Below are 25,378 nucleotides of genomic sequence, written 5' to 3'. Positions count from 1 at the left end.
TCCATGGTATAGTTGTATGAAAAATAAGCATATTGGAGCGGTTTAATTAAATGAACATAAATAGCAATCCCTCACGGACTCATGGGAATAAACAAGGAAAATCAAATAAGCCAAGAACGGAAAAGAACGGTAGACAAAACCAAAACCATAACCATAAATCAGTTGTAGACAAGAAACCTGCAGATAAAGCAACTCGACTAACGGTTACGGAATCTGCAGAACTATTAAGCTTTGTCATGGAAAAACTGCCTAGTCGCGGTCGTAACTCGATCAAATCGATCCTATCCCGTGGACAAATCTCTGTTAACGGCAAGGCCATTACGCAATTCAATCATCCGCTAGAACCAGGTCAAGAAGTCGTCATTAATTGGGAAAAGATCGTTGAAGAAGTGAAGCTCCTTGGTATTCGAATCATTCATGAGGATGACGATATCATGGTCATTAATAAAGATTCCGGGATGCTGTCTATTGCAACCGCGACGGAGAAAGAAAATACAGCTTATCACCAGCTAACCGATCATGTACGCCGCACAGACCCGAAAGCACGCATCTTCGTCGTACACCGATTAGATCGTGACACTTCCGGTGTGATGATGTTCGCGAAGAATGAAGAAGCGCAGCAGAAGATGCAGAATGCTTGGCAGGATGCCGTGGAAGAGCGTACTTATGTAGCGCTTGTTGAAGGTAATGTGAAGCGTGAATCCGGTACGATAACTTCATGGCTCAAAGAAAGCAAGACGCTGCTTATGTACTCCAGCCAATACGCGAATGATGGGCAAAAAGCGGTTACTCACTACAAATTGCTGCAAACGAATCGTGAGTTTTCCTTGCTAGAAGTAAACCTAGAGACAGGTAGAAAGAATCAGATCCGTGTGCATATGTCTGATATTGGACACCCTGTTGTTGGGGACAAGAAATACGGATCTCGTAAAAATATAATCGGCAGACTCGGTCTTCACGCCCGCGTGCTTGCTTTCCAGCATCCAACGACAGGTGAGAAGATGCGTTTCGAAACGAAAGTACCAGAGAAGTTCCAGCGCGTTGTACAGGACAATAACAATAACTCTCGTTAACACAAACAACCCTACGTTCAAATAACAACGTAGGGTTTCTTTTTTGTATATTATCTTCGAGTCGAACGCGCCCAGAATCCGCCATGCAGCTGTGTTGGTTCCATCGTCACGATGAACGCTTTCGGATCATTTTCCAATATCGTATTATACAGTGATCTCTGATTCTTTCGTTTGGCAAGTACTTCAAGCACTAAGCGATGTCCGTCACGTCCATCTCCAATCCACGAAGTTACCCCATACCCCTGATCACGCAGACGGTTCGGCAGTCCGCTCTCGGGGTCATTCACGATCACTTTGAGGGTTACATACCCCAGTGCGATTTTACCTTCAATCCATGAGCCTACAAGTACGCCGAGTCCATAGCCCGTTGCATAGACAATAAGACTAAGGGGTTGATTCACGTATTGCAGCACCATGTTTAAACCTAGAACATAAATTACAATCTCAAGGGTACTGAGTCCAGCAGCCAAATATCGCTGCCCTTTCAAGGTAAAGATCATTCGCAGAGTAAAGAATGAGACGTACACAATCTGAATGACAAAAATACTAATAAGAACGCTCAACATCGTCTAGTTGCTCCCATCATGTTGTAATTAGATGTTGTGAAAGGTAAGGTTCGAACCCTATAATCATAATACAGGAAAATCATAAGTTCAATTGACTACATCTTCATGAAAAGGAGATTTTTATGCTGACACATGTGATCGATAATCAGCTCTTTCTCAAACTTTTCGAACCTAGAGATGCAGAAGCTCTATACCAACTTATACAATCGAATCGAAATTACTTACGAAAGTGGCTGCCATGGGTAGATGGCACACGCACAATCGATGATACGAGAAGCTTTATTGAATCCACTTCTGTTCAATTTACGAATAATAATGGTTTTACCTCCGGCATATATTTTAATTCACTCTTATGTGGCATGATTAGCTTTCACGCGATGGATTGGCATAATAAAAAGACATCCCTTGGATACTGGCTCGCGGAATCCTATCAAGGCCGTGGGATTATGACACGAACATGCAAGGAAGTGCTGACATACGCTTTTACACAGTTAAACATGAATCGAATCGAAATTCGAGCAGGCTTTCACAATTATCAAAGTCGAGCTATTCCGGAGCGATTGGGGTTTGCCTATGAAGGGATCGCCAGACAGTCCGAATGGTTATACGATCATTTTATCGATCACGCGGTATACAGCTTACTATTCACCGATTGGGTGAATGCTGCTAAATAAGAAGAGGACCTGAGCACTTGATGTGCTTAGGTCCTCTTTTACATAGAAAATGAGTTTATCTCACGGATACGGAGATCGATACGCTCTTTCCATTGTAAGTTGCTTTGATGGATGTCGATCCTTTTTTCACAGCTTTGATATTGCCGTTACTATCTACAGTTGCGATAAGTGGATTGTTGGAATACCATTTCGCTTCAGAAGTTACATTCACGACGCCACCGTTATCGAATAGCGCAGTTAGATTAATCTTCTGACCTTGGCCAACTGTTAGCTTCAGGCGGTTCTCGTTAGGAAGAAGCTTGTTCAACTTCGGAAGAACACGCACTTTTACCTCGAAAGTTTTATCTTGGTATTTCGCGTGCAGGGTTACTGTACCTTCTTTAAGTGCTTTTACCGAACTTCCTCTAACTGTTGCAACGGTTGGATCGCTGGAGATCCAATTTACTTTACTGCTAAGTGTAACATTCTTACCTGTTACATAAGTTCCAACTACTTTAATCGATTTACTGCGATTCGGATTCAGGTCAATGACTTCCGGCTCAACAACGATTTTGGAAATTTCATCTTCAATTGTCACTGCAATCGTTACGGTCTTGTTCATGTACGTTCCCTTAAGGGAGACGCGGCTGGCAAGAAGACCCTTCATGTTCTTCTCCGTTACAAGAAGGTTCGGGCTAGACGCTTTCCATTCGATCTTATCGGATACGTTCTCAACTTCCGTACCATCTTCAAAAATCGCTTTTACAACAGGTAAATTTGATTTATCAGAACCGTAATCCCTACCTGCAACTAAGCTCATGTTCGTCTCTTCTGCGATCAGTGCAAGCACTTTCTCTTGTACTTCTACTTCAATTGTCACTGTATGATTGTTAATCGTTCCTTTAAGGGTTGTTTTCCCCTTCTTACTTGCAACGATCTTGCCGTCTACGACTTTAGCAATGTCATCGCCTTTAACATCTGTTGCTTCCGCCGTACTTGTCCAAGTCATTTTGCTTGTTAAATCAATGGTTTCACCATCAATTTGCTTACCTGTTACTTTAGGAAGCGTTTGAACTTCATTTTTGAAAAGAGTAACGGAAGTTTTGCTCTTATCTTTGCGATCTTCCTCTTTAATCTTTTCTTTGTTCTCTACGGTAAGCTCGGAAAGCGGCTTGTACACGTTCACTTGAATTTCTTTTTTCAAACCCAAATGTTCGATCGTAATTGTTGCATTACCGCGGCCCATCGGTGAGATTACGCCGTTCTTCACGGTTGCTACATAGTTGTCACTGCTTTTCCAAGTTGCTGCATTTGTTACATCTCTTTTATCAATATTAGAGTTCATCATAGTTGCAGTTACATATAAATCTTTATCACCAAGGAAAAAGTCATGTGACTTGTCATCTGGTGTTAAAACTAAAGCTTGATATTCCAAACGTACGATAACGTTTACGTCAACACTTTTACCTAAGTGAGTAACTGTAAGTTTAGTGCTACCGTTAGATACAAGCTTCACTTCACCTTTATCTACAGTAACTACAGAAGGATTAGAAGAAGTCCATGTTGCATCCTGAGTAACCTCTACTTTACCTACACCAGAATCAATTGAAGTTGCATGTGCGTACAACTTTTTGGACTTATCACCCATTCTAAGCTCAATCTCTTTGAATGGTGATTCTCCTGCCTGTGATGCCGAAATCTCGATTTTCTCATATGGAGAAACGACCTCGATATCAACTGAATCCTTCATATCCAAGTATGTAACAGAAATTTTTGCCTTACCTGCGGAATTGAATGTCAATTCACCTTGCTTCACCGTCACGACATTCTCATCTGAGGATTTCCAAGTTACAAATTTGGTAATATCATTGGAATCACCGTCTGTAACTTCTCTACTTTTATCCGCGCTGTCATACTTCGCATCTGCTGTAAGTTTGACGCCCTTGTCACCTAGCTTGAATGGACCTGTTGGACCTTCAATATTCAATGACTCGTATTTATGTACAGTTACTTCTACACTACTAGACTTCCCCCTGTACAATCCGGTAACGGTAGCCGTACCTTTTTTCAAACCTTTAACTTTACCTTTATCAACTGTAAGAACTGTTGAGTTGGACGAAGACCAAATGGCGATATCTGTTACATCCTTTGGGTTTGCTCCTGTCCCTAGCATGTCTGCCTTCAGACTTAAATCCAGGTTCTCACCGACATACATCGTCTGATTCGTAGATGGATTCATTACTACAGAATCCACTTTTTCGTCTGATTCTGCTGCTTGTACCACAGATAATGGAGCGGTCAGAATCATTAGAATTGCTACCGCCGCAACTAACCACCTATGGATAAATGGAACTCGCATGTGTCACACTCCTCGTGTATGTAATTGGGTAAAAAAGGTATGCCCTACCGTTATATCGGCATTTTACGACAAAAAATGAATAGTAAGTTCCTTCCATAACAACCGTTAATACACTGACTCCTATTGTGAAAAATATCACTTTAATTAGGTGGGAACCTTCTTTATAATATAAGAATTGTACATTCGTAATTTGAGAGATAGTTAATTGACAACCACTTTGAAAAAGGAGTGAAGACTTTGTCTTACTATAAACCTAAAGAAATTGCAGAAAATACAGTTGAGACTGGTGTAGCCAAGGCGAATATGTCCATTCCAAGCATGCTTGCACTTGGTTTTGCAGCCGGAGCATTTATCTCTATCGGGTTCTTACTTGCGATCCGCGTAACAGCGGTAATGCCCGCTGAATTCGGTGGACTTACCACTTTCCTAAGCGCTGCTGTTTTCCCTGTTGGACTTATTCTAGTTATTATTGCTGGCGGTGAACTACTAACGGGTAACATGATGGCTGTCCCACTGGCTTGGTACGCACGGAAAATTAAAGGTTTCCAAGTCGCCAAAAACTGGTTCTGGATCACTTTCAGTAACTTCCTCGGTGCACTATTCGTTGCTTATTTCTTCGGACATGTAGTCGGACTAACGGGATCTGGGGCATTCCTAGAACGAACCGTTGATCTTGCAGGTCATAAGATTCATGATACATTCTTACAAGCATTCATCTCTGGTATCGGTTGTAACTGGCTTGTTGCTCTAGCCGTATGGCTGGCTTACAGCGCGAAAGATGTTACTGGTAAAATTCTGGGCATCTGGTTCCCAACAATGGCATTCGTTGCAATTGGATTCCAGCACGTTGTTGCAAACATGTTCCTCATCCCTGCCGCGATCTTCGCAGGTGCCTATACTTGGGCAGATTACTTCACAAACTTCGTTCCGGTATTCCTAGGAAATGCGGTTGGTGGCGCGATCTTCGTTGCAATGATTTATTATGTGGCGTATTTGAGAAAAGGGTTGAATTAGATTATTACTAAAAATATTAAGAAGCCTTTTAAGATTTCTCTTAAAAGGCTTCTTTTTTATATGGCTACCTCTACATTACATAAGTTACATTGCCAGCTAAACGATCCGCATAACGATGTGTATGAGAAGCCTCTACACTGAACACAATATCTGCGATATCTGTGCTGGAAAGTGGTTCATACAGCTGCGTTAGACGCATGCGCATCGCCTCAAGCATCATCGGGTTGTGGAACAAACCAGATAATTTGCAGACAAGGTCATCCAGAGACTCCGCTTGCATCGCAGCACCTGATTCAAGTAAGAATCGTGCGTTATCTTCTTCTTGCCCAGGTAGCGGCTTATAGATCACGATCGGTAGCTGCATCGTCATAGCCTCACTGATCGTAAGCCCGCCGGGCTTCGTCACAATCGTATCAGCAATTGCCATTAACTCATGCACATAGTCGATATAGCCCATAATACGGAAGTCGTGCTTCGAGCCAATTACACTCTCTTCAAGTTGTAATCTTACTCGTTCATTGCTACCACAGATCACAAGGAACTGCACTGACTCTTTCAAATACTCAAATGTGTGGATCTTCTTCACAAGCTCTGCACCCATAAGTCCGCAACCGCCACCCATCATAAGTACAACTGGCTTATTCGGATTTAGTCCATGTTTCATCATAAGCGAATTACGGTCATATGCTTCTTTGAATTCATCACGTACAGGGATACCTGCTACTTCGACTTGATCTAGACCAACACCAATTTCATATAGCTCCTGGCGCACTTTCTCTGAACCGACAATATATTTATCCGTATGTGGATACACCCAGTAACTGTGGCTCGTGTGATCTGTAATAACCGTCATCGTCGGGATACGAAGCAAGCCATGCTCTTTAAGCTCAGACAATGCTCCTGACGCTAGTGGGAATGTCGATACGATAACAGAAGGTTGAATCGCATTGATCTGCTTCATTAGACGACTAAGACCAAGTCGATTCGTCTTCTTAAGTAGACTTCCGAACATGCTATCTGCACTTCTTGTTTTGTTATATACAAAACCATAGATCGATGGAAACTTCTGAATACCTTGCATGTAAATATAGCGGGAAAGCGAGTGAATATGTGGATGTGCAAGCTCCATGAAATCGATCACGATCGCCTCTGCATTGGGGCGGCTCCGCTCAACGAATTTCCGAACAGCTTGAGCAGCTTGGCGATGCCCATCTCCAAAATTCCCCGATAGAATGACAACCTTCTCTTTTCTCATGAATCTCGCACCTTTCATTTAACGTTCTCTGCTTTCTCTTGTTAATTCTATTGTATGCCAATCTATTCCGATGCAAAACCGACTACCGATGGGAAGTCTTCCCCGCCTTAGGTCTAGGTAGGCTCCCGACCTTTAAGAAGTCAAGTTTGGTTCAAGTATCGACTTTAAGTAGGTACGATTGTGCAGCATACTTGGGTGAGTCGGGTGATATTCCAGTGCTTTCTCATTATGAAACTTCGCTTTCTCGTATAGCCCAAGATAGCAATAACACACACACAGTTGCAGATGCGGCAGCCAAGAATGAGCAGCATGATCGACAAAACCTTGTACATCCACACGATCTTTCTGTTCAATGGCAAGTTCATACCAGAATGCCGCAAGGGCATATTTTTGCAGATGAAGATGTACAAAAGCAATCTTGCAGCACATCGTTGGCCTAGGCAAATCGTAAACAAAGGATCTAGCCGCTGCCACTAACGAATCGTCAAACCGTCCTAGCGCGTAATAACAATCCGCAATCTTACCACAAGCATGTATCTGATCCTCCACCCACGTATACTCTAATGTAAGAAAATGTTCATACTGCGCAGTCGCCTCCACAAACCGCTGATGATCACAAAGCTCGTTCGCATAATAGAGTGTGTCTCGTGGAGTGAACGGGGTATTCTCTGCTCTCATCTTCTCATAGATTTGAATGTTGCGATCAGCGTCATGCTCTATGCTTTTGTGAATAATAGAGATATCACTTTCCACTATATTTCCATAGACAGCCAAATATTCATGTACAGCCCCATGCCACCTGAAATCGCGCGACCGCTTCACCATTCGATTGTGCCGTACACTGGACGTGATATTCCCCGTTCCATCTCTTGCCAGAATATAAGGCATCGTCAGAACATCAATAGTAGGGTCTAGCGTTTCTTTCAAAATTTCCATCTTCCGTATGTCATCTCTAGAAATTACATCATCACCGTCCAAATGAACGATATAGTCCATCTGCGCTAGTGAAAATGCGTAATTACGTGCCACTGCAAAGTTCTGTATCCACTGAAAATGGTGCACTTCATCCGTATAGCGCTTCGCTACCTCCACTGTCCGATCTGTCGAACCTGTATCCACCACAATGATCTGATCCGCCCAAGAGGTCACGCACTTCAAACACCTGCCAATGGTCTTCTCTTCATTCTTCACGATCATACATACGGATATTGTAATCGCCATACACGGCCTCCCTCACTGCAATGTGCATTATCTGTCACATCGTATGCGTGGACACCTGCACAGCGCCAACTACAGCGATCAAAACAGGCTTCTGACTATCTCCTTATAAAAACGACTTACTTCCCCTTCGAATCACTTCGATCAAACAAATACTCTATTGCTGCTCCAGCAAATAAGGCAACGAACGGAATAAGCACCACCGCATACCTACCGTGAGCCAAATAAATCATATGCAAGACCGTCATATAGGCAAAAAGGGAGATCAATAGCTTCGCTCCTTGCTTATGTCTCGATCTCCATCCCCCTACACCCGCTAGGAGAATAAGAATATAGTGCGAAGACCAGACGTAAATCGGCGGGATATTCGCAATTCGAATCCAATAAAACACACCGCCCCAGAAGAAACAAAACTTACCGAACGTATACCAGGAAATGTACAGCAGCGGTTGCTCGATAAACCCCGTCTTCATCCGCTCGATTGCCCACTGTTTATCAAAATCATCATTCACCCACAGATCGTCTGTCTGATGCCAAGTTCGCTGCTCCGCTACAGGAGGGAAATCATATGGAAATGTCCCTAGGAGCAATGGATTACCGCTAGACTTCGTCAGTGGGATGAACTGCCCGCCAGAAACTTCATAATTCCTCACCCACCAAGGTACTAATCCAACTATAAAGATAATTGCCGCTATTGCGCCGCATCGAACAACCTTTTGCCATGGAATCTGGCGCCATTTGAATAGAAAATACAGAAAGATCCCCGGCCACAAGGCAATCGTCGGACGCGCATATGTCGCAGCCACCCACCAGAAGCCGAATAGCAATGCCCACTTCCACGTTGGACTCTCCATCGCGCGCAGCGCGGAATAGATAAGCATCATCAGACAACAGATGAACAACGCTTCCGTTAAGATTAGGAACGACACATGCCAGAGTGGCAAATAAAGCGATGATAACCCCACTCCCCAGAGTGCAACTCGCTCATTCCAAATCCGACGACCAATGATGAACAGCATGTACATAGAGAAGACCATCATGATCGACTGAACAATACGCAGCGTCTGGGTGAGCGCGTAGTTGTTCCCGATTATTTTCATGAACAAAGCAATGATGGCAGGGAGCGCTGGGGTAATGAACACCGTCGGGCGCGTCGGATCATTATACGTAAAGACACCTGTTTCCAGCCAAATTTCGGCAGTCTTTAAGTACGAGACATCGTCTGAATCTAGAGTCAGCGTCTTACCACTTGTTAAGATCAGATAAATTTTTATCGCAAAAGAAACCAGGAGGATCGTCCACAATATAAGCTGATTACGTCCCTGGCTCATGATAATTTAGCCGAATAGCCAATCATGGCAACCCCGATTAGAATAACCAAGCATCCCATGATTTTCAGTGGGGACAAGCTTTCATTGAACACGTAATAAGCTCCGAATGCGGTCATAATATAGGCGATACTTTGCAGCGGATAAGCAACTGAAATATCCACCCGTGTCAAGATGAACATCCAGAGTACGGTCGCAATTCCGTAAATCACAAGCCCGCCGAAGATCCACGGTGAGAAGAACAGTTCAACAATCGTCCGGATGCTTTCAAAAGGATTCGTCTTGCGCATCAGACCAACTTTCCATAGAAATTGTCCGGTTACGAGAAAGCAAGTATTCAGTAAAATCAATGCAATATTCACGAATTTCATGGATACAATCTCCTTTACAAGATCGGGGATGAAACAATATTGACGAAACACTTCATTATCATGCCGCTTCTTTGGCTAATTACTGCTGCTGTACTTATTGGTGTCACCCAAGTTGACGGTTGGGACCTGCTTAGTATTCTTCTCCTGATTGTCGCGCTGTATGGTACGAAGAAGGATATGAAGGATATTCCTTGGGTTAAATTCATTCCTGCGGGACTTGCGACGCTGATTATTTTCTTCCTCATTTATAAGTATGCCAATCCCTTATGGAATCAAGTGATCGGATGGCAGACGAAGAATATCAAGTATATGTTCAAATGGAATGAATGGTTCAATTCAATCCCGTATAATGACGGCGCATGGATGCGATTATGGCAGCCAGCTTGGTTAACGCACTATATGTCTTGGGTATACCGCAACGGATTTACGTTATCCTATTGGATCTGTATTATTCGCGCCTTCTTCACGAAAGATGTAAAGAAAATGGGTGTGTATGCGCTTGGCGGCTATTTGCTGCAAACGCCATTCATTCTAATTTTCTACAATACGGTGTTCCTGCAAGAAGTCTGGTTCGTACAAGGTACACCGGATATACTGGTTCGTAATTTCAAAAGCGCAGCGGAAGTGTATACGACGGTTCTTAACTGCTTTCCCAGTATGCATACTTCTATCGCCTTCGCTGCCCTACTCTTATCCATGAAAGAGAAAAGCAAATGGTATCGCTGGATTATTGGTATCTACTGCATATCCATTATTATTTCCACGTTGTACTTGAAAATCCATTGGGTGCTTGATGTTGTAGCGGGAATGGCATTTGCCTATGGTTGCGTAAGCCTAGCAGAGTGGTTCATCCATACAAGGATGTTCAATAAATTTGAGGTTAAATTCGAAGGGATTGGCGAGCGACTAATGAAAAAATAGGATAAATAAGAAGGAATTGTATGCAGCGATGCTACAATTCCTTTTTTACGGTATAATGGAGATCATAGACAAATAGGAAAGAACGGTGACTATTCCTTATTATGAAAAACAAGATTCAACAACCGATCGTGACCATCGTTGTACCTTGCTATAACGAGGAAGAGGTGCTGCCCGAGACGGTCAGTCGCCTAAGTGTTGTCTTAATTCGATTAATTACGGACAAACTTGCATCACCCCAGAGCAGTGTGCTCTTCGTGGATGACGGTTCTCGTGACCGTACTTGGGAGCTTATCGAAGGATTCTCCAAATCCAATCCACTTATGAGTGGACTGAAGTTATCACGAAATTGTGGACATCAAAGTGCCTTACTTGCAGGCTTAATGGAAGCCAAGGATTATTCGGATTGTGTCGTATCCATTGATGCGGATCTACAAGATGATGTTGAAGCGATTCGTGAATTCGTGATTAAATTCCATGAGGGCTATGATATCGTCTATGGTATCCGACAAAGTCGCACGACCGATACGTGGTTCAAGCGCAACACTGCACAGGGATTCTACAAAATAATGACGCGCATGGGTGTTAACATTCATGACAATCATGCAGATTATAGATTAATGAGTAAGCGTACACTCGAGCATCTGGAACATTTTCCAGAAGTAAACTTGTTCTTACGTGGGGTTGTGCCGTTAATCGGTTTCCCTTCAACAAAGGTGTACTACGATCGCTTTGAACGATTCGCGGGTGAATCGAAGTACCCACTGAAGAAGATGCTTTCCTTCGCATTAGATGGAATTACATCATTCAGTATTAAACCAATTCGTCTTGTTACAATGACAGGCTTCCTATTCTTCATCATCAGCCTTGTTGCTTTAATCTACGCGCTGTTTAGTAAGTTCTACGGCAATGCAGTTACAGGCTGGACATCCCTGATCCTATCCGTCTGGTTCATCGGCGGGATTCAGCTTCTTGCAATTGGACTAATTGGCGAGTACATCGGTAAAATTTATCGTGAAGTGAAACACCGTCCGCTATTCATTATTGAGAAGTTCGTACCCGCTGCATCCTACTCGCATGAGAATGGACAAGTAGCAGAAGCTTTTCACGACTCCACTTCTGAACCTGTCGTGGTAACGAGTCGGGCTACGTAGATGAATACATTACGCAAATTGTTTAGCAGCTCGTTCATTCGATTCTTACTTGTCGGTGTATTGAATACATTGGTCGGACTTTCAGTAAGCTTCATTGTCTTGAATTTGGCCGGATGGAATTATTGGCTGGCAACAGCGACCGGTAATATTGTGGGGGCGGTGTGCAGCTATTTTCTAAATCGAACATTCACGTTCCGCTCAAACGCAACAGTCGGCTCCTCTTGGTGGAAATTCAGTCTTGTGATCGGGGTATGCTTCGGATTATCCTACGGGATGTCGCTGTGGCTCACGCAAGGACTTGAACTCATCTGGCCAAACATCTCTACGAGTCTTTTTGAAAATGCAGCGATTTTACTTGGCAACGGTATCTATACGATCCTCAACTACTTGGGACATCGCTACTTTACATTCCGTGTGCCGCAAGCAAAGACAAGTGTGAACTAGAGAAAGAGCGAGTTCAAAAAGTTAAACGAAAGAGAAAAAAGCAACTGGAGGAGCGTAGCGTTCGCCTTTGAAATCGTGAAAATACAATAAAATAAATTCAAAATTCACGATTGAGACAGCGACCGGAAGTGCTTTTTTCTCTGTAGTGACCCCACTTTTTGAACACGCTCTATAACAAAAAAAACATCCTGCTATCCGGAATTGCTTCCGTGGCAGGATGTTTCATTATTTAACCGTCTATACCTTACGAAGCTTACCTAGCTCCGAAGTAATGGAATCAATCTCAGAGATTGAAAAAGAGTCTTTACTTGCAACAAAATCGTATAAGTCCTTCAAGTCTTCGTACTTACTCTCGTCAAAATTACCTTTAATCGAGCCGCCTGTCGCCATTCTCAGCTTACGCTTGATTTCCTCAAACATAAACACCGCATTTTCTTCTGACCAATTCGTCAAATCCACTTCTCGTCCACCCTTTCACTACCAACTGCTGCTATTGTACCATGAATTCGTAAAAAGATGACAAATTAACACTTGAAGGAATATTCTGACAATTAACTTGTGAATTGAAGCGGAGGCGCTTGCTGTTGATGCATTTCAACTATTCCACATAAATAGTTCACATGATTTTCTGCGAGTTCCTGAACTTGCTCAAATGCCTGACCATAAAAAATATGATACGCGATATAGCCGTGTAAGCTCATAAAGATGTTCCATGGTAGCGTGAACTGTGAATTCACACACTCTGTCCCCCACGTAATTTCACAAATTATGCCGGAGAATAGCTCCAGATAACGTGCTTGATCCGCTTTTGAATAGGATGTCAATTCCTCTTCATTCATCATGAAGATCACTTCATAATGATAGCGGTGGGAAAGTCCGAACTGGATAAAATCTAGCATCACAGATCGCAGAATATCGATATTCACATGTGGTGCCTCTGTTACCATTTTGCGTTGACGCAGGATCATTTCGTTAAAGTCACGTAAGATCAGCTCATAGAGCAGCTCCGCTTTTTCGGTAAAATGATAATAAAGCGCGCCATGGCTGTACCCCAATGACTTGGCAATGCTTCGCATAGTTAAAGTCCGATAGCCATAAGCGCCGAACAATTCCTTTGCACCCGATAATATTCGTTCACGACTAAGTTCTTGTGCTACTGCTTTTCTCGCCATTGGACTTCCCTCCGCTGAGTGCTCTCGTTATTTGGAACTAACCTCTGTTTACGTAAACTCGTGGTGAACCATATACTGCTCTTCACCCATGTGAATTTCGCCCTGACCTTGCGTTAAATCGATTAACCAATCTCGGAATCGATCCGCTTCTTCAGATAGTGGGTAGATCGTTACAATCACACGATCCGTAAACTGTGTCTCTCCCATTCGCATTTCGCGATTACGAAGTTCATTCTCCACTTTTCCAAGCCATGTATAATCAATTGTGAGACTAACTTCTCTATGCAAAACTTGTGCAATAACGCCTGCTGCTTCAATTCCAACAACAGCCCCATCGGTATAAGCCCGAATAAGTCCCCCTGCACCTAGCATAATTCCGCCAAAGTAACGGGTAACGACGATTGCAACATTCTTCAAACCTTTGTTCTTAATCACTTCGAGTATTGGTTTACCCGCTGTACCGCTCGGCTCTCCATCATCGGATTGCTTCTGAATCTCATCACGCTCGCCGATCATATAAGCAGAACAGTTATGCGTTGCATTCCAATGCTCTTTCTTAATGCGCTCAATAAATTGAATCGCTTCTTCCTCTGTTGTGACAGGAGTTGCAAATCCAATGAATCGAGATTTCTTAATAATTATTTCTGCCGACCCCAATTGTTGTAACGTTCTATAATGTGCGATCATGTCGGACCTCTTCCATGTTATGATCAGATAACACGTTTATTCTGTTGCACTTTATTGTACAGAAGTGTCATTCCTTTTACAACGATGTTTTATCTGATTTTTTATTTTTGTTGAAATTTTTTGCAATAAAACAGCTCATTTCTAGGAAATGAGCTGTCGTTATTACTATTTATACCATTTTCCTATAATCTGGATTCGAGTTCAGCCTTTTCTTTCTCGAATCCTGGCTTGCCAAGTAGAGCAAACATATTCTTCTTATAAGCTTCAACACCCGGTTGATCGAATGGATTTACACCCATCAAGTAGCCGGATACGCCGCATGCTTTTTCGAAGAAGTATACCAAGTAACCGAATGTGTAAGGAGTCAGTTCTGGAATCGTCACGATTAAGTTCGGTACGTTACCGTCCGTGTGAGCAAGCATCGTTCCTTGGAATGCTTTCTTGTTCACGAAGTCCATTGTCTTGCCGCTCAAGAAGTTAAGTCCATCTAGGTTCTCGCTATCTTCACCGATAACGATTTCCTCTTGTGCTTTATCCACAACGATGATCGTCTCGAACAAGTTACGAGTACCCTCTTGTACGAACTGACCCATCGAGTGAAGATCTGTGGAGAAATCTACAGCTGCAGGATAAATACCTTTGTTATCTTTACCTTCACTCTCACCGAACAATTGCTTCCACCATTCGGATACGTAGTGTAGGGATGGTTCGTAGTTAACTAGAATCTCAATTGCCTTACCTTTACGGTAAAGGGAGTTACGAACTGCCGCGTATTGGTACGCTTTGTTCTCGCTTAAAGAAGGGTTAGAGAATTCTTCACGTGCATCAGCTGCACCCTTCATCATCTCTTCGATGTTGATGCCTGCTGTTGCAATTGGAAGCAAACCAACTGCTGTAAGCACGGAATAACGACCACCTACATCATCTGGAATAACGAAAGATTCGTAGCCTTCAGCTGTTGCAAGCTGCTTAAGAGCACCCTTGGAAGAATCCGTCGTTGCGTAAATACGCTTGCGAGCTTCTTCTTTACCATACTTACGCTCTAATGCTTCACGGAAAATACGGAAAGCGATTGCAGGTTCTGTCGTTGTACCCGACTTGGAGATCACGTTAACCGAAAAATTCTTGCCTTCAAGAAGCTGAAGCAGGTGTGTTACGTATGTGGAAGAAATATTTTGACCAACAAAATAAATCTCCGGCGTCTTACGCTGTTCCTTCGGCAAGTAGTTGTAGAAGCTGTGGGACAAGCTTTCGATTGCCGCACGTGCGCCTAGGTAAGAACCACCAATACCAATTACAACAAGTGCATCAGAGTCGGATTGAATCTTAGCCGCCGCCTTCTGAATGCGAGCAAATTCCTCTTTATCGTAATTTACAGGCAAGTCAATCCAACCTAAGTAGTCAGAACCAGCACCTGTTCCATTGTGTAATTGTTCATGAGCAAGACGTACTGGCTCAGCTAAATAATCAACTTCATGTTGAGAAAGAAAAGCGAGTGCAGGGCTGTAGTCAAAACGCAATGTTGTCATCCAGTTACTCTCCTTTGTTAGCTCGATAAATCAAGCATTTTATATCCTATAAGCATACTGATTTAGCCTATTTTTTGCAAGTTTAGATCAGATTGTAGCACTACTTGCAATCTTCAATAATTATTTTTTCGTGATACAATAGCTTGGGGGTGTTTTCGATGAAAAAAATAGGATTTATTGGACTTGGCACCATGGGTAAACCGATGGCACTGAATTTGATTGCCAAGGGATATGAAGTCATTGTATATAATCGAACAGCAAGTATTGCTTCCGAGCTTGAAGGACATGGCGCAAGAGCAGTGGGCACACCAGCAGATGCTGCTTCTGAGGTAGATATCCTGATAACGATGCTCAGTCATGATGCAGCGCTTGAAGATGTATTTTATGGGGAAAATGGCGTAATGCAAGGTGTTCGTAGCGGACTTACGATCATTGATTCCTCGACTGTCGCACCTAAGACTAGCCGCCGCGTCTATGAAGACTTGCTAGCTAAAAGCGTAAAGTTCCTTGATGCACCTGTAACAGGCAGTAAGCCGGCGGCTGAAAGTGCGACACTAACGTTCATGGTTGGTGGCGAGCGCGAAGCATTCGATGCGGTATACAGTGTGTTCGCAGACTTAGGCAAAACGATCCTATACATGGGTCCATCTGGCTCCGGTTCCAATGCGAAGCTTGCGCATAACACAATGGTTGGGATTAATCTGATTGGACTTGCTGAAGGATTGTCCATTGCGACGAAAGCTGGACTTGATCCAGAGCAATTCCTTCAGATCGTTCATGCGGGTTCAGCAAACTCCAAACAAGCAGAACTTAAAGGTGCGAAGATCGTAAATCGCGACTTCTCTAATCAGTTCTCTTTGAAATTGATGCTGAAGGACTTGCTGCTTGCTAGCGAGCTAACAGGTCAGTTCCAGCTCCCTACTCCACTACTTCACGCGGCAACAAGCGTGTTCCAGATGGGACTCGCTAAGGGCTATGGCGATGATGATTTAAGTTCCGCTGTGAAATGCTATGAAGAGTGGATGAATCAGGAGATCGCGAAGAAAGAATAAATTTTTATTTATTTATGAAATTACATTTGGAGAATGGAGCTCCCGCTCCTTGTGGTACTAGCGACCGCGAGGATAGCGGGAGTTTTTTTTGAACTATTTTCATCCTTAACAAGGAACTAATGGAGGCAGTACCTTCATTCTTTTTCTGAATTTGCTAGAAAGGATCCATCACACAAATGACACCCTTCCTCCATTTCTCGCTTAACCAAGCTTTTTATAGTAAAATGATCTCTCAGCTAGACTAAATAAATATGGGGTGTCAGCATGTCCATTAATTTCACCAAAGCCAATACCGATCGGTTACAAAAAGAAATCGCTGATATAGAAAGTAAAAGCTTGAATGCGAAGACGAAGATAGAAAAAGCGCAATCCAAAATTAATCAATTACAAAGAGATATGAAATTAAGTCAATCGCACAGTGATTTAAGCAGCAAAATGTCGCGAATCAGTAAGTTGAATGAAGAGATCAAAACCAATACGCGTCTACAAACTAATCTCTCCAAGCAGCTAGTAGCAAAGAAAGCTTCGCTTAAACAATTTTTGAATAAATAGATCTAAACATAAGCCGTTTCCGCAAGCACAAAAGCGACCCTCAAGGTCGCTTTTTCTCATTCTCATGGTCATCTTCGTCTAATCTTGTTACGTTTATCCTCCTCTTCACTAACTACATCACATCAATAATATTTATGAACGTTATTTTAGTCACCTCTTACCATTAAATCATTCCCAGTAGTACTCAGCGGCCATTTCATTATTGATTTACAATATATTTCGATCGATATACAACTAATTAGATATATTCATAAAATTTATATTGTCATTATTATCTGATTATATTAATATTCTAATTGATAATGAATATCATTCTTAATTAGGGGAGAGAGAACAATGAAATCTAAATCTTTACTTATGGGATTCATGCTTGTAGCTGTGCTAATGATTCTTGCGGGTTGCGGCAAATCGAATCAGGAGGCATCGGGAACGGCTAGTCCTTCCGATAAACAAACAGAAAAAGCTTCCAAAAGAGAAATTAAACATGCTCTAGGGACGACTACAATCGAAGGGAAGCCAAAGCGGATTGTTACCCTCTTCCAAGGTGCGACGGATACGCTCGTACAATTTGGCGTGAAACCTGTTGGTGCCGTTGAATCTTGGGCACAGCAACCGGTTTACGATTACCTCAAGAATGACCTTAAAGATATGAAAATTGTTGGACAAGAAACACAACCTAACTTAGAAGAAATCGATGCACTGAAGCCTGATTTAATTATTGCCACACAAGTACGTCACGAGAAAGTTTATGCGCAGCTTTCACAAATTGCTCCGACAGTAGTGAGCACAAACTTATCAGACTTCAAAGAAACAACCACGCTGATCGGTCAAGTATTAGATGAAGAACAGAAAGCAACTACCTTGCTTGCAGATTGGAAAGCTCGTGTGACAGACTTCAATGCCAAAATGTCCAAAACACCAAACTGGCCACTTAGCGTATCCATCATCAACTTCAGAGCAGATCATGCACGTGTCTATCTCAAAGCTTTTGCTGGATCTATCATTCATGAATTAGGCTTTAATGATCCGAAAAATCTAAAGGCTGAACCGAACGCAGATATTGTCAAATTTACAGATAAAGAAAGTATCCCGAATATGAATGCCGATGCTTCCTTCTTACTGCTAGAAGATAACGAAGCTGTGATGAAGACATACAAGGATTGGTCCGCTCATCCGTTATTCAAAAATTTAGACTCTGTTAAAAATAATCAAATCAAACGAGTAGATGAAGTCATTTGGAACTTTGGTGGCGGTCTGAAGGCAGCTAATCTAATGCTTGATGAACTATATGCTCATTTTAAAATTGCAAAGTAGACAAGATGAGGGGGAACTATTAGCTTCCCCTTTTTTCATGAAAGTTGAGGATATTCGTTATGTTGCAGACATCCTATTCGAAAGCTGTTGGATTGATCGGCCTTGTGATCACCGTCATGCTGCTTATCTATTGTAGTTTAGCTATGGGGCAAACTTCGATTTCATTTCGAGCACCATGGAATGTCCTAACCAATTACAATCCTGACAACACGGAGCACTTGGTCATTGCAACAAGTAGATTGACCCGAGCGTTAAGCGCCTTAGTTGTCGGTATGACCTTAGCAGTTGCAGGTGTACTCGTTCAAGCGTTAACAAGAAATCCACTAGCTGCTCCGGACTTAATTGGCGTAAACGCAGGTGCGATTTTCTTCATTATCGTTGCGATAACTTGGCTGGATATTCAGTCACTATCCAGCTATATGTGGTTTGCTTTTGCGGGTGCGGCGGTTGCCGGAGTAGCTGTATTTTTACTTAGTAGCGTGGGTAGAGATGGGCTTACACCTATCAAAATCATTTTGGCAGGAACAGCATTATCTGCGTTATTCATTTCCTTTACCCAAGGATTGCTAGTCATTGATGAGCAAACGATTCAAACCGTATTATTCTGGATTGCCGGATCCATTGCAGGACGAGATATGAGCATGTTGCTCCCTGTATTGCCGATTCTTCTCATTGCTCTACTACTTAGCCTATTACTCGGAAAGTCGATGAATGTGTTCAGTTCTGGTGATGATGTAGCGAAGAGTCTGGGGCAGAACGTCGGAAGGCTGAAGCTACTCATGGGACTACTAATTATCTTGCTTGCTGGTGGCTCGGTAGCCATTGTTGGTTCCATTGGTTTCATCGGACTCATTGTTCCTCATATCGCTAAACGTATTGTTGGAATTGACTACCGTTGGAGTATTCCATATGGTGCCCTGCTTGGCTCTTGTTTGCTACTAGCAGCTGATATTTCAGCTCGATTTATCATCATTCCTCAAGAAGTGCCAATCGGAGTCATGACAGCACTAATTGGAGGGCCATTCTTTATTTACTTAGCTAAGAAAGGGGTATTTAAGCAGTGAGGACATGGACAATCCGATTATTGCAGGGCAGAATTTCTTTTCAACTTTCGGGCAAATGGTTACTGATGTTATTGTCCTTATGTTTAGTCGTACTCCTATTAATCTTATTAAGCCTATCTGCAGGAAGTAGATGGATTCCAGTAACTGACGTCTTTCTGCAATTAACCGGGCAAATCAATAAACATGCTTTTGTCGTTGAATCTTTACGTTTACCTCGTGTGCTCGTCGCTATTCTTGTTGGTGCTAGTCTAGGCGTATCGGGTCTTATTCTACAAAGCATTGTCAGAAACCCCCTCGCTTCACCTGATATTATCGGTATTACGAGCGGTGCTTCATTCGGTGCCGTTACTTTCATTACTTTGGGAACAGGCGTCGTGAGTATGCAGTTCCTGCCACTTGCTGCAATTGCTGGCGGATTATGTACGGCAATGCTTATTTACAGTATTTCGTGGAATAAAGGCGTAACGCCCGTAAGGTTAGTTTTAATTGGAATTGGAATATCCGCGATCTTAAAAGCTGGAATTACATTTATGCTTGTGTTCAGCAATACCGTTGTAACAACCAAAGCTTATATCTGGCTAACGGGAAGCCTCTATGCTGCCAATTCCAATGATGTCTCTTCTATGGTGCTGTGGTTGCTTATCCCTTTACCTATTCTACTTATTTGGGGAAGAAGCATGGGTGTGACAGAGCTTGGGGACGATCCGGCTATCAGCGCAGGTATTCCTTTGCAGCTCCAACGATTCCTGTTCTTACTGTGCAGTGTCATCCTTGCAGGAACCGCAGCTGCTTATGCAGGGGGAATTGAATTTGTTGGACTCATGGCACCTCATATTGCAAAGCGTCTCACCTCGAGTAAGTTTACTCAGCTTATCCCGATTACGGCTCTCATTGGAGCCATCTTGGTATTAGTTGCCGACCTCATCGCACGAACGATGTTCTTGCCTCTAGATATACCTGCTGGTGTATTTACTGCCGCCGTTGGCGCACCATTCTTTATCTATTTACTATTCCACAAAAGAAATCGTTAGGAGAGATGATCATGAATGGATTACAAACACGTGAATTAACGCTTCATTATGGCGAACAGCCTATCATTCACAATTTAAGCTTCTCGGTCCCTCTTCAACAGATAACGGTGCTTGTGGGTGCCAACGGAAGTGGTAAGTCTACCTTATTACGCTCCATGGCGCGCCTCTTAAAGCCTGCTTCAGGTCATGTCTTGCTGGATAATAAAGAGCTGCACAACATTCCTTCCAAAGAAATTGCAAAGCACTTAGCTATTCTGCCACAAGGACCCGTAGCTCCTGAAGGGATAACTGTCGAGCAATTAGTGAAACAAGGACGTTATCCGCATCAACGTTGGTATCAACAATGGTCAGAAGAAGATGAACGGTTAGTTGAGCAAGCTCTTGCAGCAACGCAGCTGCTAACACTGAAGGATAAGCAGCTTGATGCGTTATCTGGCGGACAGCGGCAACGAGCTTGGATCGCCATGACATTAGCGCAAGAGACACCTATCTTGCTTTTAGATGAGCCAACAACCTACTTAGATATGACCCATCAAATTGAACTTCTAGACTTCCTATTCGATTTGAACAGAACGAAGCAGCGTACAATCGTGATGGTCCTGCATGATCTAAATTTAGCATGTCGTTATGCTGATCATTTAGTTGCCATTCACAATAAGACCGTTGCCTTGCAAGGTGCTCCCGAAGAAATTGTAACTACTCAAATGGTACAAGAAATTTTCGGTATGGAAGCCATGATTAGTCAAGATCCCTTATTCGGTACTCCACTTTGTATCCCCAAAGGAAAGGGACGATTTATCAAATCAACTTCATCCAGTTATGTTACCATTCAATAATCATTTGAATTATCAATACGAGAAAAAAGCTATCTCACCTTTAAGTGAAATAGCTTTCTTCATGTTGTTTAACTATTGTTAATCCACATACCTACAGCAATAATCAGTCACTGTCGCGACTTGCAGCTTAAATTTGGCGTTAGCCGGTACAGTGAACTCCGCGGGACCTGTGATCGCTTGCCACTCCTCACTGTCGGGAAGAAGAACTTTTAGTTCACCTGACAGGATCTCCATGATCTCTTTCGAATCTGTTCCGAACTCATAATCTCCAGGCAGCATAATGCCTAGCGTTACTTTTGTCTCATCTGCCAGAATAACCGCTCTGCTTGTAACTTTCCCTTCAAAATACACATTCGCTTTCTTCAAAACCGACACTTGCTCAAATTTGTCCGACATGGTTTCTCCTCCTTTATTAAAGAGCCTGGCTTTCTTGTATTCGAGCAGTAGTCAGGCTCATTTTCCCATGACAATATTGCATGTTACTTCTCTTATAAAAGAGCCTTTACGCGCTCCGCTACATTCTCAGCTGTAAAGCCAAACTCACGAAGCAAGATATCGCCCGGCGCTGATGCACCGAAAGTAGAAATTCCTAAGATCGAACCTTGTTCCCCAACATAACGTTCCCAACCAAGTGGGTATGCCATCTCAACAGCAAGACGCTTCTTCACTTCTGGTAAAATGACAGAGTCTTTGTACGACTGCGGCTGTTTCTCGAATAGCTCCCAGCTTGGCATTGACACCACGCGGATATGAATGCCTTGCTCAGCAAGAATCTTCTGCGCAGCTACACCGTGCTGTACCTCAGAGCCTGTTGCAAGTACGATTGCGTCTGGTGTTGTCCCCTCAGGACTATCTGCCACGACATAAGCGCCTTTGGCAACATACTCACGCGCATACTTCGTAGTCCCCTCTAGATGCGGCAGGTTCTGACGGGTAAGCACAAGCGCGGTTGGACCATCCTTATGCATCATCGCAAACCGCCAAGCTTCTGATGTTTCGCTCGCATCAGCAGGACGAATTACCGTGATCCCTGGAATCACACGAAGGGCAGGTAATTGCTCGATTGGCTCATGTGTTGGACCATCTTCTCCGACCCCAATCGAATCATGTGTGAACACGTAGATCACAGGCTGCTTCATGAGCGCCGCCAGACGTATTGATGCACGAAGGTAATCCGAGAAGACGAAGAATGTCGCACCATATACACGAACTCCATTATGCAAGCTTAATCCATTCAACGCACAACCCATTGCAAACTCACGCACACCGAACCATAAATTACGACCTGAATAATCTACCGAATGGAAGACAGCCGCACCTTTAATCTCCGTATTATTCGAAGACGCTAAGTCCGCAGATCCACCGATCAACATCGGAACCCGAGAAGCGAGTGCATTAATCGCATTACCTGATGCAGCCCGTGTCGCAATTGCCTTATCTTCTGGCTTATATGTTGGCAGCTCACTGTCCCAACCCTCAGGAAGTTCACCACTAACTGCCAACTGGAATTGCTTAGCAAGTTCAGGATAATCTTTCGCATAGCTATCGAACATCCCTGTCCAAGACTGTTCTGCCTGAATCCCCTGCGCTTTCACTTTTGCATAGTGATCACGTACGTCATCTGGCACATGGAAATCTGGTGTATCTTCCCAGCCGTAATACGCTTTGGTAAGCTTCGTCTCTTCTTTTCCAAGAGGAGAACCATGTGTACCACCATGACCGCCTTTACCTGCTTTATTCGGTGATCCGTAGCCAATCGTGGTCTTCACTTCAATAAGTGTCGGACGGGTAAGGTCAGACTTGGCTTCCACTAATGCAGCGGAGATTGCTTCTAGATCGTTCTGCCCATCTACACGAAGCACTTGCCAGCCATAAGCTTCATAGCGCTTTGCGACATTTTCCGAGAATGCCATGTTAAGTTCACCATCAAGTGAAATGTCGTTCGAATCGTAGAGCATGATCAGCTTACCCAGCTTCAAATGACCTGCCATGGAAGCCGCTTCGGAAGCAACTCCCTCCATCATGTCGCCGTCCCCACATATCACATATGTATAATGATCGATCACATCATATTGATCTCGGTTATAAGTAGCCCCAAGATGAGCTTCAGCCATCGCCATTCCAACTGCCATCCCGACCCCTTGACCGAGCGGACCTGTTGTTGCATCGACCCCTGCTGTATGTCCAAACTCCGGATGCCCTGGTGTGCGTGATCCCCATTGACGAAAGTTCTTCAAATCCTCAATCGTCACGTCGTACCCACACAAATGTAACAAGCTGTACAGCAGCATAGAACCATGCCCAGCGGATAATACAAACCGATCCCGATTCACCCACCTAGGGTTCGCAGGATTATGCTTCATATGCTGCGCCCATAGTACATACGCCATTGGAGCCGCTCCCATTACGATACCCGGATGTCCGGAATTTGCCTTCTCAATTGCGTCGATACCAAGCGTTCGAATCGTGTTGATTGCGCGTTGTTCGACTGTTTTTGTTGATGCAACCATGAATTATTGCCCCCTCGATCAAAATTAAACTACCCACTTAAATAAACTGATTATTTTGACCATTCTATCATTTACTTTCACACTTTGCTACTTCAACTCGTTAAAATATTTGTATTTTTTTATTTACACACTCCGTTATATTGTTTGCTATCACCCTTTCCTTTTATTCCAGAAAAAAGAAAAATCGCAGAGCGATATTCGCCCTGCGATGCTATGAATCTATAAGAGTGTGTTCAAAAAGTTAAGTCACTGCGAGGAATGAAGGTGCTTCCGGTCGCTGTCTCAATCGTGAATTTTGAATTTATTTAATGGTATTTTCACGATTTCAAAGGCGAACGCTACGCTCCTCCAACACCTTCATTCCTCTTCGTTCAACTTTTTTGATCACACTCTACCCTAATTAAACACAACTGTCTTATTCCCATGTGTCAAAATGCGATCTTCCACATGCCACGATACGGCACGCGCTAGAACTGTACGCTCGATCGTGCGACCGATACGCTTCAAATCATCGACATCATCGCGGTGACTCACACGCTGTACATCTTGCTCGATAATCGGACCTGCGTCCAGCTCTTCAGTCACATAATGAGCGGTTGCTCCGATCAGCTTCACGCCGCGGTTATGCGCCTGTGCATATGGCTTACCACCGACAAACGCAGGCAAGAACGAGTGGTGAATGTTAATAATACGCTTATCAAAGCGCTCAATAAACTTCGGTGTAATGATCTGCATGTAACGCGCCAAGATGACCAGATCGACTTTACCGTCCATGAGTTCAAGATGTCTGCGCTCCACTTCTGGCTTCGTCTCCGGAGTCACTGGGACATGGTGATATGGAATACCGAACGGTTCCACGAGTTCACGCATGTCATTGTGATTGGAGATCACCATCGCAATATCTGCATCCAAATCGCCTGCGCGCCAGTGCCATAGCAGCTCGAGCAGACAGTGATCTTCCTTCGATACAAGAATCGCAAGACGCTTCTTACGACTAGCCAGAGACAGGCTCCACTCCATTGAAAATGGCTTTGCCACCTGCTCCGCGAAGTCACTTTGCAATTTCTCTAGATGATCTTCCAAGTTCGGGAGATCAAATTCAACACGGATGAAGAACATGCCCCCTACCGGGTCCATCGTATATTGATCCGATTGCACAATATTCGAACCATGCTCGTACAAAAATTTGGAGACTGCAGCTACAATTCCCGGTTGATCGGGGCATGAGATCAGCATGCGAGCTCTATTTTTCAAATCAGATGCCATTGTTCAATTCCC

At 43.4% G+C, this 25,378-nt stretch carries 25 protein-coding genes; 12 read left to right on the top strand and 13 right to left on the bottom strand.

All coding sequences use genetic code 11. The features are described from left to right. Nucleotides 1-50 precede the first annotated feature (50 nt). Entirely contained in the window at nt 51-1,073 is a 1,023-nt protein-coding gene (locus NV379_RS23610; protein ID WP_258209798.1) for an RluA family pseudouridine synthase, read from the top strand. A gap of 50 nt (nt 1,074-1,123) precedes the next feature. Here NV379_RS23610 and NV379_RS23605 read toward each other — a convergent pair whose 3' ends face one another. Beyond that, entirely contained in the window at nt 1,124-1,639 is a 516-nt protein-coding gene (locus tag NV379_RS23605; RefSeq protein ID WP_258209797.1) for a DUF2179 domain-containing protein, read from the bottom strand. Nucleotides 1,640-1,761: 122 nt separating this feature from the next. Between NV379_RS23605 and NV379_RS23600 the strand changes: the two genes are divergently transcribed. After that, nucleotides 1,762-2,313, top strand: coding sequence for a GNAT family N-acetyltransferase (locus NV379_RS23600; RefSeq protein ID WP_258209796.1), 552 nt, complete (start codon nt 1,762-1,764; stop codon nt 2,311-2,313). A 55-nt stretch (nt 2,314-2,368) separates the two neighbouring features. Here NV379_RS23600 and NV379_RS23595 read toward each other — a convergent pair whose 3' ends face one another. After that, nucleotides 2,369-4,651, bottom strand: coding sequence for an Ig-like domain-containing protein (locus NV379_RS23595; RefSeq protein ID WP_258209795.1), 2,283 nt, complete (start codon nt 4,649-4,651; stop codon nt 2,369-2,371). Between the two features lie 237 nt (nt 4,652-4,888). Between NV379_RS23595 and NV379_RS23590 the strand changes: the two genes are divergently transcribed. After that, entirely contained in the window at nt 4,889-5,665 is a 777-nt protein-coding gene (locus tag NV379_RS23590) for a formate/nitrite transporter family protein (RefSeq protein WP_258209794.1), read from the top strand. Nucleotides 5,666-5,735: 70 nt separating this feature from the next. Here NV379_RS23590 and NV379_RS23585 read toward each other — a convergent pair whose 3' ends face one another. The 4 genes from NV379_RS23585 to NV379_RS23570 form a co-directional block, all read right to left on the bottom strand. Next, complete coding sequence (locus NV379_RS23585; protein ID WP_258209793.1) at nt 5,736-6,920, bottom strand: MGDG synthase family glycosyltransferase; 1,185 nt, start codon at nt 6,918-6,920, stop codon at nt 5,736-5,738. 132 nt (nt 6,921-7,052) lie between these two features. Beyond that, on the bottom strand, nt 7,053-8,141 hold the full coding sequence (locus NV379_RS23580; RefSeq protein ID WP_258209792.1) for a glycosyltransferase: 1,089 nt from the start codon (nt 8,139-8,141) through the stop codon (nt 7,053-7,055). A 116-nt stretch (nt 8,142-8,257) separates the two neighbouring features. After that, a complete protein-coding gene (locus NV379_RS23575; protein ID WP_258209791.1) occupies nt 8,258-9,469 on the bottom strand; it encodes an ArnT family glycosyltransferase in 1,212 nt (403 codons plus the stop codon). Next, a complete protein-coding gene (locus NV379_RS23570; protein WP_258209790.1) occupies nt 9,466-9,837 on the bottom strand; it encodes an EamA family transporter in 372 nt (123 codons plus the stop codon). Before NV379_RS23570 ends, NV379_RS23575 begins: the two co-directional genes overlap by 4 nt. Before the next feature lie 39 nt (nt 9,838-9,876). On the opposite strand from NV379_RS23570, the gene NV379_RS23565 reads away from it, so the two are divergent. From NV379_RS23565 to NV379_RS23555, 3 genes are all read left to right on the top strand, one after another. Then, nucleotides 9,877-10,758: a phosphatase PAP2 family protein gene (locus NV379_RS23565; RefSeq protein ID WP_258209789.1), complete on the top strand. Its 882-nt coding sequence runs from the start codon at nt 9,877-9,879 to the stop codon at nt 10,756-10,758. A gap of 101 nt (nt 10,759-10,859) precedes the next feature. Further along, nucleotides 10,860-11,909 (top strand): glycosyltransferase family 2 protein, encoded by a 1,050-nt coding sequence (locus NV379_RS23560; protein WP_258209788.1) that lies wholly within the window; start codon nt 10,860-10,862, stop codon nt 11,907-11,909. Continuing rightward, nucleotides 11,910-12,353: a GtrA family protein gene (locus NV379_RS23555; protein ID WP_258209787.1), complete on the top strand. Its 444-nt coding sequence runs from the start codon at nt 11,910-11,912 to the stop codon at nt 12,351-12,353. Nucleotides 12,354-12,590: 237 nt separating this feature from the next. Here NV379_RS23555 and NV379_RS23550 read toward each other — a convergent pair whose 3' ends face one another. The 4 genes from NV379_RS23550 to NV379_RS23535 form a co-directional block, all read right to left on the bottom strand. Continuing rightward, the gene (locus NV379_RS23550) at nt 12,591-12,812 is read right to left on the bottom strand and encodes a DUF1128 domain-containing protein (protein ID WP_258209786.1); all 222 of its coding nucleotides are present in this window, start codon (nt 12,810-12,812) and stop codon (nt 12,591-12,593) included. A 92-nt stretch (nt 12,813-12,904) separates the two neighbouring features. Continuing rightward, nucleotides 12,905-13,525 carry a TetR/AcrR family transcriptional regulator gene (locus NV379_RS23545; protein WP_258209785.1) on the bottom strand — a complete coding sequence of 207 codons (621 nt, stop codon included), beginning with the start codon at nt 13,523-13,525 and terminating at the stop codon, nt 12,905-12,907. Nucleotides 13,526-13,573: 48 nt separating this feature from the next. Further along, the gene (locus NV379_RS23540; protein ID WP_258209784.1) at nt 13,574-14,212 is read right to left on the bottom strand and encodes a YigZ family protein; all 639 of its coding nucleotides are present in this window, start codon (nt 14,210-14,212) and stop codon (nt 13,574-13,576) included. A 182-nt stretch (nt 14,213-14,394) separates the two neighbouring features. Continuing rightward, nucleotides 14,395-15,741 carry a glucose-6-phosphate isomerase gene (locus NV379_RS23535; RefSeq protein WP_258209783.1) on the bottom strand — a complete coding sequence of 449 codons (1,347 nt, stop codon included), beginning with the start codon at nt 15,739-15,741 and terminating at the stop codon, nt 14,395-14,397. 158 nt (nt 15,742-15,899) lie between these two features. Here NV379_RS23535 and NV379_RS23530 point away from each other — a divergent pair, with 158 nt between their 5' ends. The 6 genes from NV379_RS23530 (at nt 15,900) to NV379_RS23505 (ending at nt 21,590) form a co-directional block, all read left to right on the top strand. Further along, entirely contained in the window at nt 15,900-16,793 is an 894-nt protein-coding gene (locus NV379_RS23530) for an NAD(P)-dependent oxidoreductase (protein WP_258209782.1), read from the top strand. A 264-nt stretch (nt 16,794-17,057) separates the two neighbouring features. Then, on the top strand, nt 17,058-17,345 hold the full coding sequence (locus NV379_RS23525; RefSeq protein WP_258209781.1) for a hypothetical protein: 288 nt from the start codon (nt 17,058-17,060) through the stop codon (nt 17,343-17,345). A gap of 336 nt (nt 17,346-17,681) precedes the next feature. Further along, nucleotides 17,682-18,659: an ABC transporter substrate-binding protein gene (locus NV379_RS23520; protein ID WP_258209780.1), complete on the top strand. Its 978-nt coding sequence runs from the start codon at nt 17,682-17,684 to the stop codon at nt 18,657-18,659. Between the two features lie 50 nt (nt 18,660-18,709). Continuing rightward, on the top strand, nt 18,710-19,723 hold the full coding sequence (locus NV379_RS23515) for a FecCD family ABC transporter permease (RefSeq protein WP_258209832.1): 1,014 nt from the start codon (nt 18,710-18,712) through the stop codon (nt 19,721-19,723). Continuing rightward, complete coding sequence (locus NV379_RS23510) at nt 19,720-20,754, top strand: FecCD family ABC transporter permease (protein WP_373426156.1); 1,035 nt, start codon at nt 19,720-19,722, stop codon at nt 20,752-20,754. Before NV379_RS23515 ends, NV379_RS23510 begins: the two co-directional genes overlap by 4 nt. A gap of 11 nt (nt 20,755-20,765) precedes the next feature. Then, nucleotides 20,766-21,590 (top strand): ABC transporter ATP-binding protein, encoded by an 825-nt coding sequence (locus tag NV379_RS23505; RefSeq protein ID WP_258209779.1) that lies wholly within the window; start codon nt 20,766-20,768, stop codon nt 21,588-21,590. A 78-nt stretch (nt 21,591-21,668) separates the two neighbouring features. Here the strand turns inward: NV379_RS23505 and ppnP are convergent, their stop codons facing one another. From ppnP to purU, 3 genes are all read right to left on the bottom strand, one after another. Further along, nucleotides 21,669-21,986, bottom strand: coding sequence for a pyrimidine/purine nucleoside phosphorylase (gene ppnP / locus NV379_RS23500; RefSeq protein ID WP_258209778.1), 318 nt, complete (start codon nt 21,984-21,986; stop codon nt 21,669-21,671). A gap of 92 nt (nt 21,987-22,078) precedes the next feature. Further along, complete coding sequence (tkt, locus tag NV379_RS23495; RefSeq protein WP_258209777.1) at nt 22,079-24,100, bottom strand: transketolase; 2,022 nt, start codon at nt 24,098-24,100, stop codon at nt 22,079-22,081. Between the two features lie 396 nt (nt 24,101-24,496). Then, nucleotides 24,497-25,366: a formyltetrahydrofolate deformylase gene (gene purU / locus NV379_RS23490; protein WP_258209776.1), complete on the bottom strand. Its 870-nt coding sequence runs from the start codon at nt 25,364-25,366 to the stop codon at nt 24,497-24,499. Nucleotides 25,367-25,378 lie beyond the last annotated feature (12 nt).

It is taken from the genome of Paenibacillus radicibacter, assembly GCF_024721995.1.
GTDB classification, from domain to species: Bacteria; Bacillota; Bacilli; order Paenibacillales; family NBRC-103111; genus Paenibacillus_AM; species Paenibacillus_AM radicibacter.
Note: the sequence above shows the minus strand (reverse complement) of the source record. Positions and strands in the feature narration are given on the sequence as shown.

Excerpts from the sequence above, each read along its gene's own strand:
- NV379_RS23610 (WP_258209798.1), top strand. The coding sequence starts at position 51 with ATGAACATAAATAGCAATCCCTCACGGACTCATGGGAATAAACAAGGA.
- NV379_RS23605 (WP_258209797.1), bottom strand. The coding sequence starts at position 1,639 with ATGTTGAGCGTTCTTATTAGTATTTTTGTCATTCAGATTGTGTACGTC.
- NV379_RS23600 (WP_258209796.1), top strand. The coding sequence starts at position 1,762 with ATGCTGACACATGTGATCGATAATCAGCTCTTTCTCAAACTTTTCGAA.
- NV379_RS23595 (WP_258209795.1), bottom strand. The coding sequence starts at position 4,651 with ATGCGAGTTCCATTTATCCATAGGTGGTTAGTTGCGGCGGTAGCAATT.
- NV379_RS23585 (WP_258209793.1), bottom strand. The coding sequence starts at position 6,920 with ATGAGAAAAGAGAAGGTTGTCATTCTATCGGGGAATTTTGGAGATGGG.
- NV379_RS23580 (WP_258209792.1), bottom strand. The coding sequence starts at position 8,141 with ATGGCGATTACAATATCCGTATGTATGATCGTGAAGAATGAAGAGAAG.
- NV379_RS23575 (WP_258209791.1), bottom strand. The coding sequence starts at position 9,469 with ATGAGCCAGGGACGTAATCAGCTTATATTGTGGACGATCCTCCTGGTT.
- NV379_RS23570 (WP_258209790.1), bottom strand. The coding sequence starts at position 9,837 with ATGAAATTCGTGAATATTGCATTGATTTTACTGAATACTTGCTTTCTC.
- NV379_RS23560 (WP_258209788.1), top strand. The coding sequence starts at position 10,860 with ATGAAAAACAAGATTCAACAACCGATCGTGACCATCGTTGTACCTTGC.
- NV379_RS23555 (WP_258209787.1), top strand. The coding sequence starts at position 11,910 with ATGAATACATTACGCAAATTGTTTAGCAGCTCGTTCATTCGATTCTTA.
- NV379_RS23545 (WP_258209785.1), bottom strand. The coding sequence starts at position 13,525 with ATGGCGAGAAAAGCAGTAGCACAAGAACTTAGTCGTGAACGAATATTA.
- NV379_RS23540 (WP_258209784.1), bottom strand. The coding sequence starts at position 14,212 with ATGATCGCACATTATAGAACGTTACAACAATTGGGGTCGGCAGAAATA.
- NV379_RS23535 (WP_258209783.1), bottom strand. The coding sequence starts at position 15,741 with ATGACAACATTGCGTTTTGACTACAGCCCTGCACTCGCTTTTCTTTCT.
- NV379_RS23530 (WP_258209782.1), top strand. The coding sequence starts at position 15,900 with ATGAAAAAAATAGGATTTATTGGACTTGGCACCATGGGTAAACCGATG.
- NV379_RS23525 (WP_258209781.1), top strand. The coding sequence starts at position 17,058 with ATGTCCATTAATTTCACCAAAGCCAATACCGATCGGTTACAAAAAGAA.
- NV379_RS23520 (WP_258209780.1), top strand. The coding sequence starts at position 17,682 with ATGAAATCTAAATCTTTACTTATGGGATTCATGCTTGTAGCTGTGCTA.
- NV379_RS23505 (WP_258209779.1), top strand. The coding sequence starts at position 20,766 with ATGAATGGATTACAAACACGTGAATTAACGCTTCATTATGGCGAACAG.
- ppnP (WP_258209778.1), bottom strand. The coding sequence starts at position 21,986 with ATGTCGGACAAATTTGAGCAAGTGTCGGTTTTGAAGAAAGCGAATGTG.
- tkt (WP_258209777.1), bottom strand. The coding sequence starts at position 24,100 with ATGGTTGCATCAACAAAAACAGTCGAACAACGCGCAATCAACACGATT.
- purU (WP_258209776.1), bottom strand. The coding sequence starts at position 25,366 with ATGGCATCTGATTTGAAAAATAGAGCTCGCATGCTGATCTCATGCCCC.